Below are 15,893 nucleotides of genomic sequence, written 5' to 3'. Positions count from 1 at the left end.
CTTTGTCAAAAACCCCGTGGGGTATTTGGCCTAAGATGCGCCGATCTTGACTTTTGTGCGCTCTGACGATGAAAACCGTGATCATTGGAGGGGTGGCCGGTGGTGCCACCGCCGCTGCCCGCCTGCGTCGCAACGACGAGCATGCCCACATTGTGTTGGTCGAGCGTGGCCCCTACGTCAGTTTTGCCAACTGTGGCCTGCCCTATCACCTGAGCGGTGTCATTGCTGAACGTGAGCGGTTGTTGGTGGCCACACCGGCGCTGTTTCGCCAGCGTTACCGGGTCGATGTGCGCACCGGATGTGAAGCGCTGCACATTGACCGCGCCCGGCGCTGCGTGCGTTTGCGCGACGTGGCCAGCGGCCAAGAACACGAGGAGTCTTACGACCGGTTGATCCTGTCGCCGGGGGCTGAGCCGGTGCGTCCGCCGCTGCCGGGTTTGCCGTCGGTGCGGGTTCACAGCTTGCGCAACATCCCCGATCTCGATCGGATGATGGCGCGTCTGCAAGGGGGGGATGTGCGCCGTGCCGTGGTGATCGGTGGGGGATTCATCGGGGTGGAGGTGGCGGAAAACCTGCGCCATCGCGGGCTGGCGGTCAGCTTGGTGGAGGGCAGTGCCCAGCTCATCGCGCCATTGGACGAGGAAATGGCCGCCTTGGTGCATCAGCAAGTGCGCGAGCAGGGGGTGCAGTTGGTGCTCAACGCCCGCATTGCCGAGTTTGAAGACCGCGAGCATGACACCGTGGCGTGGCTGGACAACGGCGTGGGCTTGGCGGCTGAACTGATCGTGCTGGCCATCGGGGTGCGCCCGGAAACCCAACTGGCGCGTGATGCGGGACTGGCGGTGGGACGCACGGGCGGCATCGCCGTGAACGAGTGGCTCCAGACCAGTGACCCGGACATTTACGCTTTGGGAGACGCCATCGAGGTGACGCACGCTGTGAGCGGCCAAGCATCGCTGATTCCTTTGGCGGGGCCGGCCAATCGGCAAGGGCGCCGGGTGGCGGACCACCTCACGGGGCGCACGGCCCCGGCGTACCCGGGGACGTTGGGCACCGCGATCCTCAAGGCGTTTGATTTGACCGTGGCCAGCACAGGGTTGAACGAACGCCAAGCGCGAGCGGCGGGCCTGGAGGTGGTGAGCACCATCACCCACAGCGGTTCACATGCGAGTTACTACCCGGGAGCGCAGCCCATCAGTTTGAAGCTGGTGTACACCCCGACCGGGCGCTTGTTGGGGGCGCAGGCCATTGGACGGGACGGGGTGGACAAGCGCATCGATGTCATCGCCACCGCTTTGCAAGCCGGCTGGCAAGCCCCGCAACTGGCCGATTTGGAACTGGCGTATGCCCCGCCGTTTGGTTCGGCCAAAGATCCGGTGAACATTGCCGGCTACGTAGCGGGCAATACGTTGGAGGGCAGCCATCCGGTGATCGCCTGGCACACCGTTCGTGAGTTGGATCGGGACGTGGTGCAGCTCATCGATGTGCGCACGGCTGCCGAAGTGGCCCAAGGCAGCATCCCGGGGGCGCGGCACCTGCCCTTGGACACGCTGCGCGATCACCTGAGTGAGCTGGACGCCTCGCGTGAGGTGGTGGTGTTTTGCCAAGTGGGGCTGCGCGGGTATCTGGCGTGCCGCATCCTGATGCAGCGCGGGTTCATGGTGCGCAACCTCACCGGGGGATATCGCACTTGGCTGGCCGCGACGGCGCACGCCGCTGCGTGAGCCTGAATGACAACGGCCACCCGAAGGTGGCCGTGTGGGGCAGGCGTCAGGCCCAGGAACTCAGTTCACAGAGAGTTTGACCTGATAACCCGGTGCGTTTTTCGGGTGGTTTTGGTTGACGAAGACGCTGCGGTCGGTCTTGAGCAGAATGACTTCGAAGAACGGGCGGAAGCGCTCTTCGCCCACACCGAAGGCTTGCATGAACTTGCCGAACAGGGCTTGTTCTTCCGGTTCCGGTTGACCGTCGGCGAAGGACGAATCGATCAGGTTCACCAGGATGCACATCTTTTGCGCATCGGTCAGCAGCGGTGTGGCTGCGGCCAAGAAGGTGTCCACCGAGTTTTTGCGGCGGTACTTCACGGCGTTGTCCAGCAGCGCTTGGTTTTGGGCGCCGACGCCCACCGTGCCATCACCTTGGTCTTGGCCACCCAGCACGGACAGCAAATGGCCGATCTCCTCGTGATCGATTTCGCCATCGGCCGACATCATGTACAGCAGCGACGTGGCAAACGCCAAGTGAGGCGTCATCTTTTCGCCGGAATCGCTCTTGAACATGTCGAACAGACCCATCTGTCATCTCCTTGGTCGGTCAGGGGAAGTGTGTGTTGCGCACGCTCTGACTCGATCTTTTGGGGGAAGTTCCATGTCTGAGCGTCAGCGAATGTCCTGAAGCTGCACGTCCTTGGGGTGGCTCACCAGGTAGTCGGCGGAGAAGCTGGCGGTCTGGCCGGGTTCCAGCGTGCGGCGCCACGCCACGATGCCCGGCTGTTGGCGCCAAGCCATCTCCTGCGGCTCGGGGGTGAATTGCCGGGTGACGCTGATGCGTTCATCTTGAGCCACGGGGCTGGATTCGAGCACTTGCAAATCGATGGGCGTGCGGTGCCGGTTTTCGATCTCGTAGACCCGTGTTTCTTGGCGCTCTTGACGGCTGCCGATGAACCCCCCGCTGGCGGTGCGCGGCGGGCTGGGCCGCACCCGCACCCGCACCAGCTCATCCCGGCCAAAGGGGAGGTCGATGCGTTCTTGATCGCCACTGCGCCACGTGGTGCGCCCGACCGCTTGCGTGCCGCGCAGCAATTGCAGTGGGCCTTCCGGCCAGACCCCGGCAGGGCGCTGAATGTCGGCCACAAACCAAGCGCTGGCCTCTTGCTGGGGCACCGTTTGCACCCGCAAGGTGGCGGGCAAGCGTTGGGTGTCCAGCGCCACGCTGACGCGCTGGCCACCGCTTTGCACATCCACGCCGTTGGGCAGCTCGAATTGGGTGGCGAATTCGTTGTTCACCTGCTGCACGGTGAAATCCGGTTCAGCGTCTTCGACTGCCCGTTCGGCCTTGCGTGAGCGTGCCACCATGGGGGCCGGTGCGGGCGCGGCAAGGGCCATCACCGGCATGGCGCGCTCCGCCGCGACGGGCGGACGCGGATGCACATGCCAAGGGCGCGGATCTGGGCCGGCTGTGGCGCTGGTCGGGGAGCCTGTGGACAAGGTCAGGCGCACCCCTTTCCAATCTTCCCCCGTGCGCTGGCTGACCTGGGCCAAGCGCTCCATCAGCACGGTGGTGGCCCGTCCCTGAGGGGGGGAGGTGTCGAGTGTGGCCCGGTAGCTGGGGCCCCAGCTCGGGCCAGCGACTTGGTAACGCAACGTCAGAGCCGTGTCTCGCGTGGCCCACAGGGCGATGCGCAACTGTCGCACCTCACCGCCTTGACCACGCAGGCGCTCGCGCTCGGCAGCCAAGGGTTGCAGTTCACGTTCCAGCGTTTGACGCTCGCGGGCCAAGCGGTTTTGCTGGCGGTAGGCCTCCTGCCCACTGCGTTGGATGCTGCCCACCAGAGGCGCTACCCCAGCCGCCTGCGGGGCCGCTCCGGGCACGCGCATCGGCGCCGATGCCGATTCGGGGGCGCCCAGGCCGCGCAGGTAGCCCAGGGCCAGGTCGTGGCCATCACTCTCGGCCTGCACGGCGGCGATGCGATCCTCCAACTGGCGGATGCGCTCATCCAGCGGGGTGACATCGCAAGCGGGCACCTCGCTGCGCGGTCGGGTGAGGGCGGACACCGGGCCGAGTTTGACGCCGTCGGCCCCATCGATTTGCAAACTCGCCATGTCGAACGAGGGGCTCAGGCAATCGAGCACCAACTCACGGGCCCCAGCGCTGACTTTGGCGCTGCGCTCCACTTGGGCCATGCCGGGGTAAACCGTCACCCGTTCAATGCGTGACCCACCCAAATCAACACCCGCCCCAGGCGCTGCGGTGGCGTTGACGGCCACCAGCGCCGTGAACGCTGTGAAAACTCCTGTTGCTCGCATGCGTTGCATGGTCATGTCCCTGAAAACGTGGAGATCCAATGGTTGTCCAGGCGCACGTCGGCTGGCAAGGCCGTGGTGTCGAGGGTGCCATCGGGCTGGGTGTGCAGGACGTGGTGGCGCCCACCGGCCCACCACCGACCCGCTTGGGTCGTGAGGCTACAACCTTCCTCTAGCGCATGCCAGCCGACCCAATCACCAGTGGGTGACCAGCAGGCGATGCCACCCGCACGTGGAGCGCCGACGGCAAAACCGCTGGCGATGGCCACAATGTCGCCGCCATAACCGGCCAGTGCTGGGGGCTGTGAGGCCAGCCGCAGGCCCTGTGCATCCAGTACGGCCAACAAGGGGGCAGTGCGACGGGTCGCCAAGTCGTCATGTTCGGCTTGCAGCGAGATGCCAACGACACCCGACGCATGGCGGGCCAGATGCCGCAGCGACAAACGTGGGTCGTTCAGGCGCCACTGCCCGCGCAGCGTGCCATCGCGGCCATCCAGGCGCACCAAGGAGGCGTCCATGCGCTGCATGTCGCGGCGGGTGCGACCGGTTTCAGGCAACGTCGGCACGCCACCGTTGGCCACCAGCACGCTGCCATCGGTGTCCCACAGGGCTTGGTGCGGGTCGATGCCATGGGTGGGCCAGCGGGTTTGCTCGGTCAGTTGGACGGCGTCGCGCCGCACCAGCCAGCCCTGCCCGTCGGCTTGATCGGCCTCGACGCTGAAAATCACCCGCGTGTCGCCGATCGGGGCCACCACATGGCCGGTGAAACGCCGGTCGGCGTTCATCCAACACCATTGGGGCGGTTGGGTGTGTTCGGGCCACCAGCGCAGCAACCATTCGCCTGGCCGACGTGCGCAGACCAGCACACTGCCATCGGCTTGGGCCAGCAGCCCGTGGGCACGGGTGGGCAATTCCAAGGCGCTGTCTGCTTGCCAACGATGCCCCTCCGTGTGGAGCACCAACCGGCCCACCCAATGCCGTCCTTGGGGGTCGTCCCAAGCGGCGATCAGCGCGGGGGCAGTGGGGTGGGTGGCCGCCAGCGTCCACCGGGGCCATCCTGAACCGAGGCCCAGCGCGCCCCAGCCCAGGGCGTGACGCAGCAGGGCACGGCGTGGGGGAATCTCAGTCGCCGTCGGCATCCGAGAAGCCCATCGACACGCCCAGCGCTTTCGCTACCTCGGTGCTGACCAGGCTGCCCAGCGTCGCCAGCGCTCGGCTGGCCGCTTGCAGGCTTTCGGGGGTGTTGGGCAGGCTTTCCTCCAAGGTGCGATCGACTTCCTTGGCGGCTTCTTCCAGCTTGTCGGCCAAGTCGATGCGGCCTTGGCTGCGCAGCAGGGTTTCGATGGAAATCAGCCCGGTGTCTGGCGCGGGCGTGGCCAGTCCTTCCGAGACGGCGAGGGTGCGCAGCGCCGACCAACGGGCTTGCCGATCCAGCGCACTCGCACCACTGAGCTGACGCGGCAGGCGCGGGCGGGCCCGGGGGTTGTTGGGCGCCATGTCCAGCACGGGGCGTTCCAGCGCTTGCATGCGCAGTTGTTCCAAACCGCCCACCCATTGGTTCAGGGATTCGGTCAGGCGTTCGGTCATCACCCGTTCATCCCCCGGCGCTTCGATGCGTTTGGCGAAGCCTTCGGCCAGGGCCATGGCTTCGGCATGCATGTCTGCCACGAGGGCCTGGGCGAAGCGGCAGGCCCCGGGCTGGGCGGTGCGTGAGGCGCCACTGGTGGCCCATCCGGGCGGCGGCGGGGCGGCCAGCACGCGGGCGGCGCGTCCTCGCGTGTTGCGGGCGCGGTTGGGTTTGGCAGCTCGCCGGGCGGCGGGTTTGGCGCTGGATTTCCCGGGCTTGGCGTTGGTTTTGGCAGCAGGCTTCTTGGTGGTCTTCAGGCTGACTTGCACAAACCCCTCGGGCAAGTGCAGCGCCAGTTGCTCCAGCATCTGGGCAGAGCCGGCAAACTGCGGCAGCTCGATCCATACCTCAGCCCGTTTGCCCTTGGCCGACGCTTTGGGCTTGCTCGGGCTCTTGGCGCTGGCTTTGGCCTTGGCTTTCGCACGGGCCGTGGCGCGGGCCGATGCTGCTGGCCGGCTGCGCCGGCTCTGACGCGCCGCTGGCTGGTAAGGCGAGCTCCAGAGCAGCCACTCCAGCGCCGGCAGCCCTCGGGCGGCACTGCCCACCTGATCCATGTCAAGCTGGTTTTGCGCGCTGGCGCCGATGGCCTGTTCGATCAGTTCGGCGCGGGCGGGTTGGAAGTCCAGGCGCCGAGCGGTGCGGCGCTCCACCAGCGGCCCGATGGCCACGGTGCCCAGACGATCCCAGGCGGTCAGGGTGTCACGCCAGGCTTGGCGGACGGGGATCACCAATTCATTGCCGTCGCAATGGGCATCCAGCGTTTGCTTGAGGGCCTCGACGCGCCGCACGAATTCCACCACGCGTGGCGCATACCAATGGGTATCCTGCATGCGAACGAAGGTCGGGACAGAGTACGCCGGGATCGCTTGGTTGCGCCAATCGGTCTGGGCCTGCGTTGACCAGGCCGTCACCAGCATCAGGGCGGCTGCCCCCACCTTTTTCCACATCACAAGGACTCCACAAAGGCTACCAACGCCTCACGATCAGCACGACTCCATTGGAGCACGTGCCGGCGTGACAGTTCCGCTTCACCACCGTGCCAGAGAATGGCCTCCAGCACGCCGTTGGCGCGTCCATCGTGCAACAGACGTTGATGGCCATTGACGTCCCGGATCAAGCCGACGCCCCACAGCGGCGGCGTTTTCCATTGCCGGCCGTTGGCGGCGAAGTCTGGACGGTGGTCTGCCAACGCTTCGCCCATGTCATGCAACAACAAGTCGGTGTAAGGCCAGATCCGCTGCTGGCGCAGTTTGTCGCTGCTCAGATGCGGGAATGGCCCCTCCTCGGTCACATAACTTGGGCGGTGGCAGGTGGCGCATTGTGCCTGTGCAAACAGTTGCTGGCCGCGCACAACCTGGGGATCAGCGGCTTGGCGGCGGGCCGCCGGGGCCAGCGTGGCTTGGTAAAACACCACGTCTCCCAAGGTGCGGTCGTCGATTTCCACCGCCACGCCGGACGCCGCTTGCGAAGCCGCAGCCCCCCCACGCGGGGCGGCCAGGCAGTCTTTTTGGCGGGGCGTACACGCTTCGTGCGGGTGGGTGCGCGAGGTGATACCAATGTCCCCTAGGAACGCGCCTGCCGTCTGGTGAGCCAAGGTGGCGACGTTGGCTTTCCAGCCGAAGCGCCCGATCATCATCTGCTGCGCAAACGCATCCCACACGCGGTTAGGCTGACCTTTGATGGGGCCGGGCTGCGCGGCTTGCTCGGCGGCGTTGCGTTCAATGTCGCGGGAGGGAATGGCCTCGATCAACCCCACCCCCGCCAGATGAGGCGCCACGCGGGGACTCAGCTTCACCCCCGGCGCCAAGGGGCCATACCCCAGGTCGGTCAAGCGGTAGTGCGGCTGTTGCAGGGTGTAGCGCGTGCCATCGGCGAAGCGGCCATGGACGGGTGTCCAGTGCATGGCCACCCGGCCTTCAGGGCGCACCCCCTGGATGGCGGCGTTGTTGAACTGATCGCCGTACACCGGATCGGGCACCACGCCTCCGTGCTCACCAACGCCGGGCACGGACAGGCGAATCAGCAGCCCCACCGTGGGATCGTGCGGCGGGCGCAGTCCGGCGCGAAAGTCCGGGGGCGCGCCTCGACCGTCTTGCACATGGCAGCCCCCGCAGGAACGGGCGATGAAGTGCGGGCCCAGCCCATCCCGCGCTGTAGTGGACGCGGGAGCCTCGACCCAGTTGCGCCGAAAAAACGAATTGCCGACGACGAAACGTGCCCGCTCATCGTCACTCAGGTTGGCCAAGGGAAACGAAAAAGCGTTGCGACCGTTGGCATGCACCGTGGTGGCGCCCCCGGTGCGTTCGCCCAGAGGGTCGCTGTCGTTCTCGGCTTGGGCCTGAAAATGGGCCAGGCCCAAGGCCACCACGGCGCCGAGGCCACCCAATGCGGTGATGAGGCGGCGCATCATGGATTCACCGTCAGCCGGGTGATGCCCAGGACGTTGGCCGAAGTCACCAGATGCTTGGATTGCTGCACCAAACTCTGGATGGTCTTGAGCACCCGTTGGCGGCCAGGGGCGCTGTCGGCGCCGATGATTTCGCGGTCGAACGGCGCTTGGATGGCTTGGGCGGCGGCCAGTGAGTTTTCGATGCTGCGGGTGGTGTGTTCGGCCACGGTGGCGTCCCGGCTGGCGACGAGTTGTTGCAGCGAAGGGCCACTCAGCACCGCCCCCGATGCGCGCTGGTAACGGCCCGTCCACACGTTGTGGATGCCTTGGGCGTTGGTGACGATGTCGCGGTGGGTGTTGTCCGAGAAGCAGGAGTGTTCGTCTTCTTGGTCTTGGGTGTTGAGGGCCACTTCCATGCGCTCGCCGGCCAATTCGCCGCGTGAGAGCGAACCCAGGCCGACGATGATTTTGCGCATCGACTCTTGGCCACCCCCCTCGAAGGCCGTGCGGTACGGTGCGCCGGGTTGCCAGGCTTGCACCAAGTAGCGCAGGTCGTCGATCAGCAAATCGGTGATGGTGGCCAGGGCTTGGCGGCGGCGGTCGGCGTGGGGGGTTTTGCCATCCACATAGTCTTCAAACGATCGATTGCCGGCCCCGGTGGGGCTTTGATCTTGGCCCCAGAGTAAAAACTCGATGGCGTGCCAGCCGGTGGAGATGTTCTCTTCGCCTCCCCGTTCGTTCATCTTGGCCAAGCTGGTTTTGCTGATGGCCAGGCGCCGGTTTTGCACCAACCCGGCATCGGCGCGACCCTTGACGTAATCGATGTAAGACTCGTCCAACGGCCAAGCATTGATGCGACCTTCGGGGCCTTTGGCGTCGTCGATTGGGCCACCGTAAAAGCGGAACGCTTCGGTTTGGCCGTACCACTCGCGGGCGGCCAACCAGGCTTGGCGTGCGGCGGTCAGCCCGTCGGCACTCGGAGCGGCCACGAAAGCTTGCACCTTTTGTTGCAGGGTGAGCGCGGCGCCCAAGGTGTCTTCATAGTTCGTCAGCACCAGGGTTGCATAGTGGCGCGCCACCGCGTTGGCGTCGATGGGGTGCTCCTGCGCGCCCACCGATGGGACGCTCAACGCCAGCGACAGCATGCCTACGCTCATCCACTGTTTCACTTTCATCACACATCCTCCAAAAAGCAAAGACCACATCGCGAAACAGTGTAAGCTTAATTGCGAATCGTTCCTATTAAGAAATTTGGAGTTTGGCATGTCCACCCTACCCGCCCGTTTGACTCTCCGCTTGGCCCCCGCGCTGGCCATGGGGGCTGCTTTGTTGGCTTCGTCGGCACACGCTGCGCCCGATGTGGCGCAACTCAGCCGCCAGGTCGAGCGCCTGACCGAGCGCTTGCAACAACTGGAGCAGCGCAATCGCCAACTCGAAGAGCGCTTGAGCGCGGCGGTGCCCGCGCCGTCGGCGCCGCCTGTGGCGGTGGTTGCGCCGGCGCCCGTCGCAGCGTCAGCGCCCGTCTCGCCGGCGGCCACGGGCACGGTGGCGGTGGTCGAACCGGAAGAAGAGGCCGGCGTGCAAATCGAAGGCAGCCTCGTGGGGGTGATGCAACGCACGGCCCGCGCCAGTGCCGCCGACCATGAGACGCTGTCGCGGGCCAACTACCGGGGAGACGTGACGCTGGCCTTGCCCATGGGCCAACTCAGCGGCTGGGGCGAAGCCAAGCTCGATGGCTTTGGCCATGTGCGTTTCGGACAGGGCACCGGTTTGGCGTTGCGCCCGACCTACACCGCCACGGGCAACTCGGTGGCCTTTGAAAGCGCCGGGGGGTCCGATGAAACCTACGCCATCGTCGCGCAAGCCTGGGTGCAGGCGACTTGGCCCATGGGTGGCAGTGGTTTGAACGATCAGCCGGGCAATCGGGTGGAGCTGACCGTCGGCAAAATGGACATGTTCGGGTTCTTCGACCAGAACAACGTCGCTGCTGATGAGGCCAGCCAGTTCCTCAACAACGCCTTTGTTCACAACCCATTGCTGGATTCGGGCGGGGACATCGCTGCCGATGCCTACGGGCTGGCGCCCGGGCTGCGCCTGGCGTGGATCGATGAGGGCGAGGATCGTGGCTGGGGCTGGGGTTTGTCGGCGGGGGTGTTCGGCTCCGGCGCGGGGGCCAATTTCAATGGCGGCCTGGGCCGGCCCATGGTGATCGTGCAGGCCGAGATCATCCCCAAGCAGATCAACGGGGTGAAGCCCGGGGCGCGTTTCGTTTGTACGGCTGGACGAACGGGCACACCACCGATTTGCTGGGCTCCGAGCAGCGGCACAGCGGCTGGGGCTTGAGTGTCGATCACAAGGTGGGGCGCGACTGGAACTTGTTCGGGCGCTACGGCCAACGCACGCAAGGCGACGCGGCGTTCAACAAAGCGCTGACCGTGGGTTTCGAGCACGGTGGCCGCGCCTGGGGACGTGGACATGATGCGCTGGGGGTGGCCGTGGGTTGGCTGCGCACGTCCTCCGCATGGCAAAGCGCGACGCTGGCCGACCCGACCCTGGTCGGCTACACCGCTTCGGGCAGCGAGCGTTTGGCCGAGCTGTACTACCGCATGAAACTGAGCGAAAAAATCGAACTGACGCCCGATGTGCAAATCATCCAGCGCCCAGGCGGGGACGATCAGGCACGCCGCGTGACGCTGTGGGGCTTGCGCGCCGCCATCGGTTTCTGATGTGCCGATCGAGGGGGACGCCCCTCGGCGCATCTGGACAGAGCGGGCAGGGGCCGGGAAGATGTAAACCGGGCATGCAGGGGATGCGTTCGCCCAACGTGCCCCGGCACGTTCTCACATCACGTGGCCCGTCCAGGGCCCAGGAGCCTGCTCATGATTCCTTCCCGTTCTTTTGCGTTGCGGCCCCTGGCCGCTGCGGTGTTCGCTGGTGCGTGTCTGGGTGTGGGAGGGACGGTTCATGCCGCCAACCACGCTTTGATCATGTGGATCGGCGATTACGGCAACCCACGCGCCAATTTGCCCGGCATTGATCTGGATGCGGCCATGGCGCGCAAAATCGCCCGCACCATGGGGGTACCGGATGCCAACATCCGCGAAATCAGCAATGCCACGCTGACCAAGAGCAACGTCAGCACCGAGTTCTCGCAGTTGGCGGGGCGCATTGCACCGGGGGACAACGTGTTCCTCTACTACTCGGGCCACGGTGGGCAGATTGAAGGCCGAGGCGGTGCGCGTTGCACCGAGGGGCTGATCACCCGCGATCCCATGCTGTACGAAGACAGCTTGATGGAGGAGCAGCTCAACCGCTTGGCCACCAAGGCCGGGCAAGTGGTGTTCATGAACGACTCCTGTTTCTCCGGCGGTGCCGCCACCAAAGCGTTGCGCAGCACGGACAGCGTGCCCAAATACTTTCCTGACACCGACAAAGTCGGCGCCGGCATCAGCGACAACTACCGCTGTGGCAACGCCGTCAACAAAATGGGGCGCAATCTGGAGGTGATTGGTGCCAAGCAAGATGCGCCCCGTGTGCTTTACGTGGCAGCCGCCTCGGCCACCGAGGTCGCGGGTGCCACGAACGAGGGCAGCGTGGCGACGTTGGCGTGGTCGTCCTGCTTGGGCTCGCAGGCCGACACCGACCGCAGCGGCAGCATCAATGGCGAGGAGCTGCGGCAATGTGCGCAGAGTTACATCAACCGCCGAGGGGGGCGGGCGCAAACGGTGACTTTGCAGGGCAACCCCAAACTGCCGGTGATTTTCCCCAGCGTGGCGGAGGCCAGTGGCGCCACCACGGGCGGCAACTCCGCTGCCGCACAGCAGGACGTTGACCCCGTCAGCACCCTGCGAGACTTGCGGGCGGCGGGCTCATCGTCTTACAAAGTGTCGATCAAGGGCAACACGTCGCTGGCGATTGGCAAGGACTTCTTGGATTTCAGCGTCACCACCAACCGGCCAGGCTACCTGTATGTGTTGCATGTGGGCAGCGATGGCAAAACATTCGACCTGCTGTTCCCCAACCAAATCGATGAGGACAACCGCATTGCCGCCGGCACCATCAAACTGCCGCGCTCCTCTTGGCGAGTGCGGGCGGCGGGGCCTGCGGGCACCAGCCACATCTTGGCCATCGTCTCGCCGACGAAGAAAGAAATTGGCAAGGGCATGAATTTCTCACAGACGTTCCCCACGGCCAAAGCCACCGCTGGCAATGCGCGCACCCTGGTGGTGGAGGCCAGCGATGGCCAAGGCAGCGGCCATGCGGCCTTCGGTGCCAGCGATGTGCTGGTGATCCAAGAGCGCTGAACCGGAGATAACAAGCATGGATCACTTCCAAATTTTCAAGCCTCGCGCCGTGGTGTTGTGTGTGGTCGCCCTGATGGGAGGGCAGGCGCAGGCGGGGGACACCGCGCTGGCGCATGCGTTGGGCGACGTGGGCTTCAAGCTGCTGAGGCACCAGACGCAAGCCGCAGGCACGACAGGCAATGCGGTGGTGTCGCCGCTGTCGCTGGGGGCGGCGTTGGGCTTGTTGCAGTCAGGCACCAGCGGTGCGACCCAGTCCGAGCTGGAGCACTGGGTGGCGGGATCTTCGCGCCGGGGCCAGCAGTTCTACGCCACACAATTGCCTGCTTGGCAGAGCGAGTTGCAAAAAACCGGGGCCGTCACGCTGGCCAACCGGCTGTGGGTCGATGCCACGCTGACGGCTGCGCTACAACCCCGTTATGCGGACGCGGTACGCACCCGCTATGGCGCCGAGCCCGGCAGTTTGGTGTTGACCGACCCGGAGCAAGCGCGCACAGGCATCAACGCCTGGGTGTCCGAGCAGACGCGCAAGCAGGTGCCTGAACTGTTGCCGGCGGGAGCGCTGTCCAGTGCATCCCGCCTGGTGGTGACCAACGCCGTTCACTTTGCCAGCCGCTGGGAGCAGCCGTTTGATCCGCTGCGCACTCAGGTGCGTCCGTTCACGCTCGAAGGGGGTGGCAAGGTGGAGGCCCGCACCATGCAAGCCGAACGAGAGGTGCGTTTGGCACAGGTGCCAGCCGATCAGGCGTTGGTGATGGAACTGCCCTTCGAGGGAGGAACGTTCAGCTTGCTGGTGGCGATGCCCACATCCGAGCGGCCTCTGGGGGCTTTCTTGGAGCGGCTCAAAGGCGCCGATCTGACGCGCTGGCGCTCCCAACTCAAGCCCCAGGCTTGCACGCTGAGCCTGCCGCGCTTCGAGCTGCTGCCCTCGCCACAGAGCTTGAAGGCGGCCCTGAAGGCATCGGGCGTGAAAACGATGTTCAGTCACCAGGCCAATTTCACGCCGATGCTCACGGCGGCGGCGGCCAAGGGCCTGCATGTGGAGAACGTGTTCCAGTCCGCTTCGTTGCGTGTGGACGAAGTGGGCGGCGTGGCGGCTGCGGCCACAGCGGCGGTGGTGTCGGTCAAGAGCATGCCGGCGCCACAACCGCCGTGCGCGGTGGTGGATCGCCCCTTCGTGTTCGCCCTCATCCACCAAGCCAGCGGCGCCCCGCTGTTTGTGGGGCGAGTGGTCAATCCGGCGCAGAACTGAGCATCACCGGGGGTTTCCAGCGGCCCAGCCACAGCGCACTGCTGACAACGCAAACGCTGGACAACGCCATGGCCGCCCCCGCCACCATCGGACTGAGCTGGCCCAGCATGGCCAGCGGAATCCCCACAATGTTGTAGGCAAAAGCCCAGAACAGGTTTTGGCGGATTTTGTCGCCCGTGGCCTTGGCCAAAGCCAGGGCCTCCACCACGCTCCAAGGGTCGCCGCGCAGCAGCGTGATGCCGGCGGTGTGCATGGCCACATCGGTGCCACCATCGGCATGGGCCATGGCCAGGCCCACGTCAGCGCCGGCGAGGGCAGGGGCGTCGTTGATCCCATCGCCCACCATCGCCACCGCGCCCGAGGTGCTGGCTTTGAGCTGCGCAATCAAGGCGGCTTTGCCTTCCGGGCGAGCGTCGGCATGCACTTCGCTGATCCCCACGGCGCGGCCCAGGTGCTCAGCGGCGGCTGGATGATCGCCGCTGATGAGCACACAGCGCACGCTTTGCGCTTGCAACGTGGCCACTGCCGCCGCCGCTGTGACTCGGGGCCGATCACCGAACGCCAAGCATCCCAGCAGCATGGGCGTGGGGCGAGGCGGCGGCGTGTCCGTGTCGGAGGTTGCAGCATGGCTTCCTGGGGGCACCAGCACCAGCCACGACACGGAATGACCCTGCACAGCATGGGCTTGGGCGGCGGCCTCCAAGGTTTGCAGATCCACCCCCAGCTCACGCATCCAGCGTGAGCTGCCCAAATGGAAGGTGTAGCGCGGGCTGTCCGGCCCGGCGGCATGAACGTCACCACGGAGGCCGTACCCCGGTTCTGCGCACACGCCGGTGGCATGCGGGAGGATCAACCCCTGTTCGCGGGCTTGTGCCAAGACGGCCCGTGCCAGGGGATGCTCGCTGCCCTGCTGCAAGGCCGCAGCCGTGGCCAGCACCGCTTGGGGGTCAATGCCGGGAGCTGCATGGACGCCGGTGATGTCGGGGTGGCCTTGTGTGAGGGTGCCGGTTTTGTCAAACGCCACCAAGCGAACCTCGCGCAGCCGCTCCAAGGTGCTGGCGTCGCGCACCAAAATTCCCCGTCGAGCCGCCAAGCCGCTGGCCACCATCAGCGTCGCCGGTGTGGCCAATCCCAGCGCACACGGGCAGGCAATCACCAGCACCGAGACGGCATGGATCGTGGCTTGGGCCAGCCCTTCCGTGGACAGGGTCAGCCATCCCACCCAAGTCACGACGGCCAGCACTAGGACCACGGGCACAAAAACGGCGGCGACCTTGTCCACTTGCTGCTGGATGGGCGCTTTGATGCCCTGCGCTTCCTCCACCAGACGCACGATGCGGGCGATTTGGCTTTCCGCCCCCAGGGCGGTGGCACGCACCTTCAACACCCCTTCGCCATTGACGCTGCCACCCGTGACATGCTCACCCGGCCCCCGTGCGACGGGCAGGCTCTCGCCCGTGATGAGGGACTCGTCAATGTGGCTGTGCCCCTCCAGCACCACCCCGTCAACGGGAAGGCGTTCGCCTGGACGCACCATCACTTCATCGCCCAACCGCAGTTTGTCGATGGGCAAGATTTTTTCCTGGCCATGGCGCAGCACACAGGCTTGGGCGGGACGCAGGGCTTGCAGCGCATCCAGCGCCGCCAGCGTGCGGCGTTTGGCCCGGGCTTCGAGCCACTTGCCCAGACGCACCAAGGTGATGACGGCTGCGGCGCTCTCGAAATAAAGGGCCGGCGGGGTGTCCTCGTCGGTGCTGAGCCACACGGCCATGGACAACGCCCACGCCGCGCCAGTGCCCAGGGCCACCAGCACATCCATGTTGGCGCTGCGTGCTTGGACGGCTTTCCAACCCGCTTTGAAGAAACGCCCTCCGAACACGAACAGCACCACGGAAGCGAGTACGGCTTGCCAGAACGGGGCCACCAAGTGGTGCCCATCCTCGCCGGCCAGCATCGGCAGCAGCAGGGGCAGGGTGAGCAAGGTGGCCCACAGCACGTCGCGGGCTTCGGGGTCTTGGGGCAGGTGGGCGCGCAGCCGATCCAGCCCACTGGCCGGCATGGCAGGATCGCTTGCCGAGGGGTCTGGGGGAGGATGCGTGGCTGGCGGGTCGGGCACTTCATAGCCGGCGCGCACGATGGCTTCCACCAGCACCGACCGATCCAGTGCAGGCGCATCGATCGTTGCAGTTTCCGTGGCCAGGTTGACGACGGCGGATTGCACGCCCGGCAACTTCTTGAGCGCTCGCTCGACACGGGCGGAACAGGAGGCACAGGTCATGCCTCGGATGGGCAGGGTGATCAT

Annotated in this window: 12 protein-coding genes; 5 read left to right on the top strand and 7 right to left on the bottom strand. The window is 65.9% G+C overall.

Translation table 11 applies throughout. From position 1 onward, the window contains the following. Positions 1-68: 68 nt before the first annotated feature. On the top strand, positions 69-1,724 hold the full coding sequence (locus VITFI_RS01830) for an FAD-dependent oxidoreductase (protein WP_089415556.1): 1,656 nt from the start codon (positions 69-71) through the stop codon (positions 1,722-1,724). A gap of 60 nt (positions 1,725-1,784) precedes the next feature. On the opposite strand, the gene VITFI_RS01825 is transcribed toward VITFI_RS01830, so the two are convergent. From VITFI_RS01825 to VITFI_RS01800, 6 genes are all read right to left on the bottom strand, one after another. Beyond that, positions 1,785-2,294, bottom strand: a complete 510-nt coding sequence (locus VITFI_RS01825) for a TerB family tellurite resistance protein (protein ID WP_089415555.1) — start codon at positions 2,292-2,294, stop codon at positions 1,785-1,787. Between the two features lie 84 nt (positions 2,295-2,378). Then, positions 2,379-4,040 carry a DUF4139 domain-containing protein gene (locus VITFI_RS01820; RefSeq protein ID WP_089415554.1) on the bottom strand — a complete coding sequence of 554 codons (1,662 nt, stop codon included), beginning with the start codon at positions 4,038-4,040 and terminating at the stop codon, positions 2,379-2,381. Next, positions 4,037-5,161 (bottom strand): DUF1513 domain-containing protein, encoded by a 1,125-nt coding sequence (locus VITFI_RS01815; protein WP_089415553.1) that lies wholly within the window; start codon positions 5,159-5,161, stop codon positions 4,037-4,039. The genes VITFI_RS01820 and VITFI_RS01815 overlap by 4 nt, the downstream gene beginning before the upstream one ends. Then, positions 5,145-6,596 carry an imelysin family protein gene (locus VITFI_RS01810; protein ID WP_089415552.1) on the bottom strand — a complete coding sequence of 484 codons (1,452 nt, stop codon included), beginning with the start codon at positions 6,594-6,596 and terminating at the stop codon, positions 5,145-5,147. Before VITFI_RS01810 ends, VITFI_RS01815 begins: the two co-directional genes overlap by 17 nt. Then, entirely contained in the window at positions 6,596-8,059 is a 1,464-nt protein-coding gene (locus VITFI_RS01805) for a di-heme oxidoreductase family protein (protein WP_089415551.1), read from the bottom strand. The genes VITFI_RS01810 and VITFI_RS01805 overlap by 1 nt, the downstream gene beginning before the upstream one ends. After that, positions 8,056-9,213 carry an imelysin family protein gene (locus VITFI_RS01800; RefSeq protein WP_089415550.1) on the bottom strand — a complete coding sequence of 386 codons (1,158 nt, stop codon included), beginning with the start codon at positions 9,211-9,213 and terminating at the stop codon, positions 8,056-8,058. The genes VITFI_RS01805 and VITFI_RS01800 overlap by 4 nt, the downstream gene beginning before the upstream one ends. Before the next feature lie 88 nt (positions 9,214-9,301). Between VITFI_RS01800 and VITFI_RS17775 the strand changes: the two genes are divergently transcribed. The 4 genes from VITFI_RS17775 to VITFI_RS01785 all read left to right on the top strand — a co-directional run bounded on the left by VITFI_RS17775 (position 9,302) and on the right by VITFI_RS01785 (position 13,591). Next, positions 9,302-10,381 carry a carbohydrate porin gene (locus VITFI_RS17775; RefSeq protein WP_157725518.1) on the top strand — a complete coding sequence of 360 codons (1,080 nt, stop codon included), beginning with the start codon at positions 9,302-9,304 and terminating at the stop codon, positions 10,379-10,381. Beyond that, a complete protein-coding gene (locus VITFI_RS01795) occupies positions 10,378-10,764 on the top strand; it encodes a carbohydrate porin (RefSeq protein WP_198301570.1) in 387 nt (128 codons plus the stop codon). Before VITFI_RS17775 ends, VITFI_RS01795 begins: the two co-directional genes overlap by 4 nt. A 153-nt stretch (positions 10,765-10,917) precedes the next feature. Continuing rightward, a complete protein-coding gene (locus tag VITFI_RS01790; protein ID WP_089415548.1) occupies positions 10,918-12,342 on the top strand; it encodes a DUF4384 domain-containing protein in 1,425 nt (474 codons plus the stop codon). A 16-nt stretch (positions 12,343-12,358) separates the two neighbouring features. Next, complete coding sequence (locus VITFI_RS01785; protein WP_089415547.1) at positions 12,359-13,591, top strand: serpin family protein; 1,233 nt, start codon at positions 12,359-12,361, stop codon at positions 13,589-13,591. On the opposite strand, the gene VITFI_RS01780 is transcribed toward VITFI_RS01785, so the two are convergent. After that, positions 13,572-15,893, bottom strand: a complete 2,322-nt coding sequence (locus VITFI_RS01780) for a heavy metal translocating P-type ATPase (RefSeq protein WP_089415546.1) — start codon at positions 15,891-15,893, stop codon at positions 13,572-13,574. The two genes, VITFI_RS01785 and VITFI_RS01780, sit on opposite strands and share 20 nt — an antisense overlap.

The sequence above is a fragment of the Vitreoscilla filiformis genome (assembly GCF_002222655.1).
GTDB lineage: Bacteria > Pseudomonadota > Gammaproteobacteria > Burkholderiales > Burkholderiaceae_C > Ideonella > Ideonella filiformis.
The sequence above is the reverse complement of the archived record's forward strand: the minus strand, read 5'-3'. Positions and strand labels throughout refer to the sequence as shown.

Bases quoted from the DNA above. Each gene is read 5' to 3' on its own strand.
- VITFI_RS01830 (WP_089415556.1), top strand. From the start codon at position 69: ATGAAAACCGTGATCATTGGAGGGGTGGCCGGTGGTGCCACCGCCGCT.
- VITFI_RS01825 (WP_089415555.1), bottom strand. From the start codon at position 2,294: ATGGGTCTGTTCGACATGTTCAAGAGCGATTCCGGCGAAAAGATGACG.
- VITFI_RS01820 (WP_089415554.1), bottom strand. From the start codon at position 4,040: ATGACCATGCAACGCATGCGAGCAACAGGAGTTTTCACAGCGTTCACG.
- VITFI_RS01815 (WP_089415553.1), bottom strand. From the start codon at position 5,161: ATGCCGACGGCGACTGAGATTCCCCCACGCCGTGCCCTGCTGCGTCAC.
- VITFI_RS01810 (WP_089415552.1), bottom strand. From the start codon at position 6,596: ATGTGGAAAAAGGTGGGGGCAGCCGCCCTGATGCTGGTGACGGCCTGG.
- VITFI_RS01805 (WP_089415551.1), bottom strand. From the start codon at position 8,059: ATGATGCGCCGCCTCATCACCGCATTGGGTGGCCTCGGCGCCGTGGTG.
- VITFI_RS01800 (WP_089415550.1), bottom strand. From the start codon at position 9,213: ATGAAAGTGAAACAGTGGATGAGCGTAGGCATGCTGTCGCTGGCGTTG.
- VITFI_RS17775 (WP_157725518.1), top strand. From the start codon at position 9,302: ATGTCCACCCTACCCGCCCGTTTGACTCTCCGCTTGGCCCCCGCGCTG.
- VITFI_RS01790 (WP_089415548.1), top strand. From the start codon at position 10,918: ATGATTCCTTCCCGTTCTTTTGCGTTGCGGCCCCTGGCCGCTGCGGTG.
- VITFI_RS01785 (WP_089415547.1), top strand. From the start codon at position 12,359: ATGGATCACTTCCAAATTTTCAAGCCTCGCGCCGTGGTGTTGTGTGTG.
- VITFI_RS01780 (WP_089415546.1), bottom strand. From the start codon at position 15,893: ATGATCACCCTGCCCATCCGAGGCATGACCTGTGCCTCCTGTTCCGCC.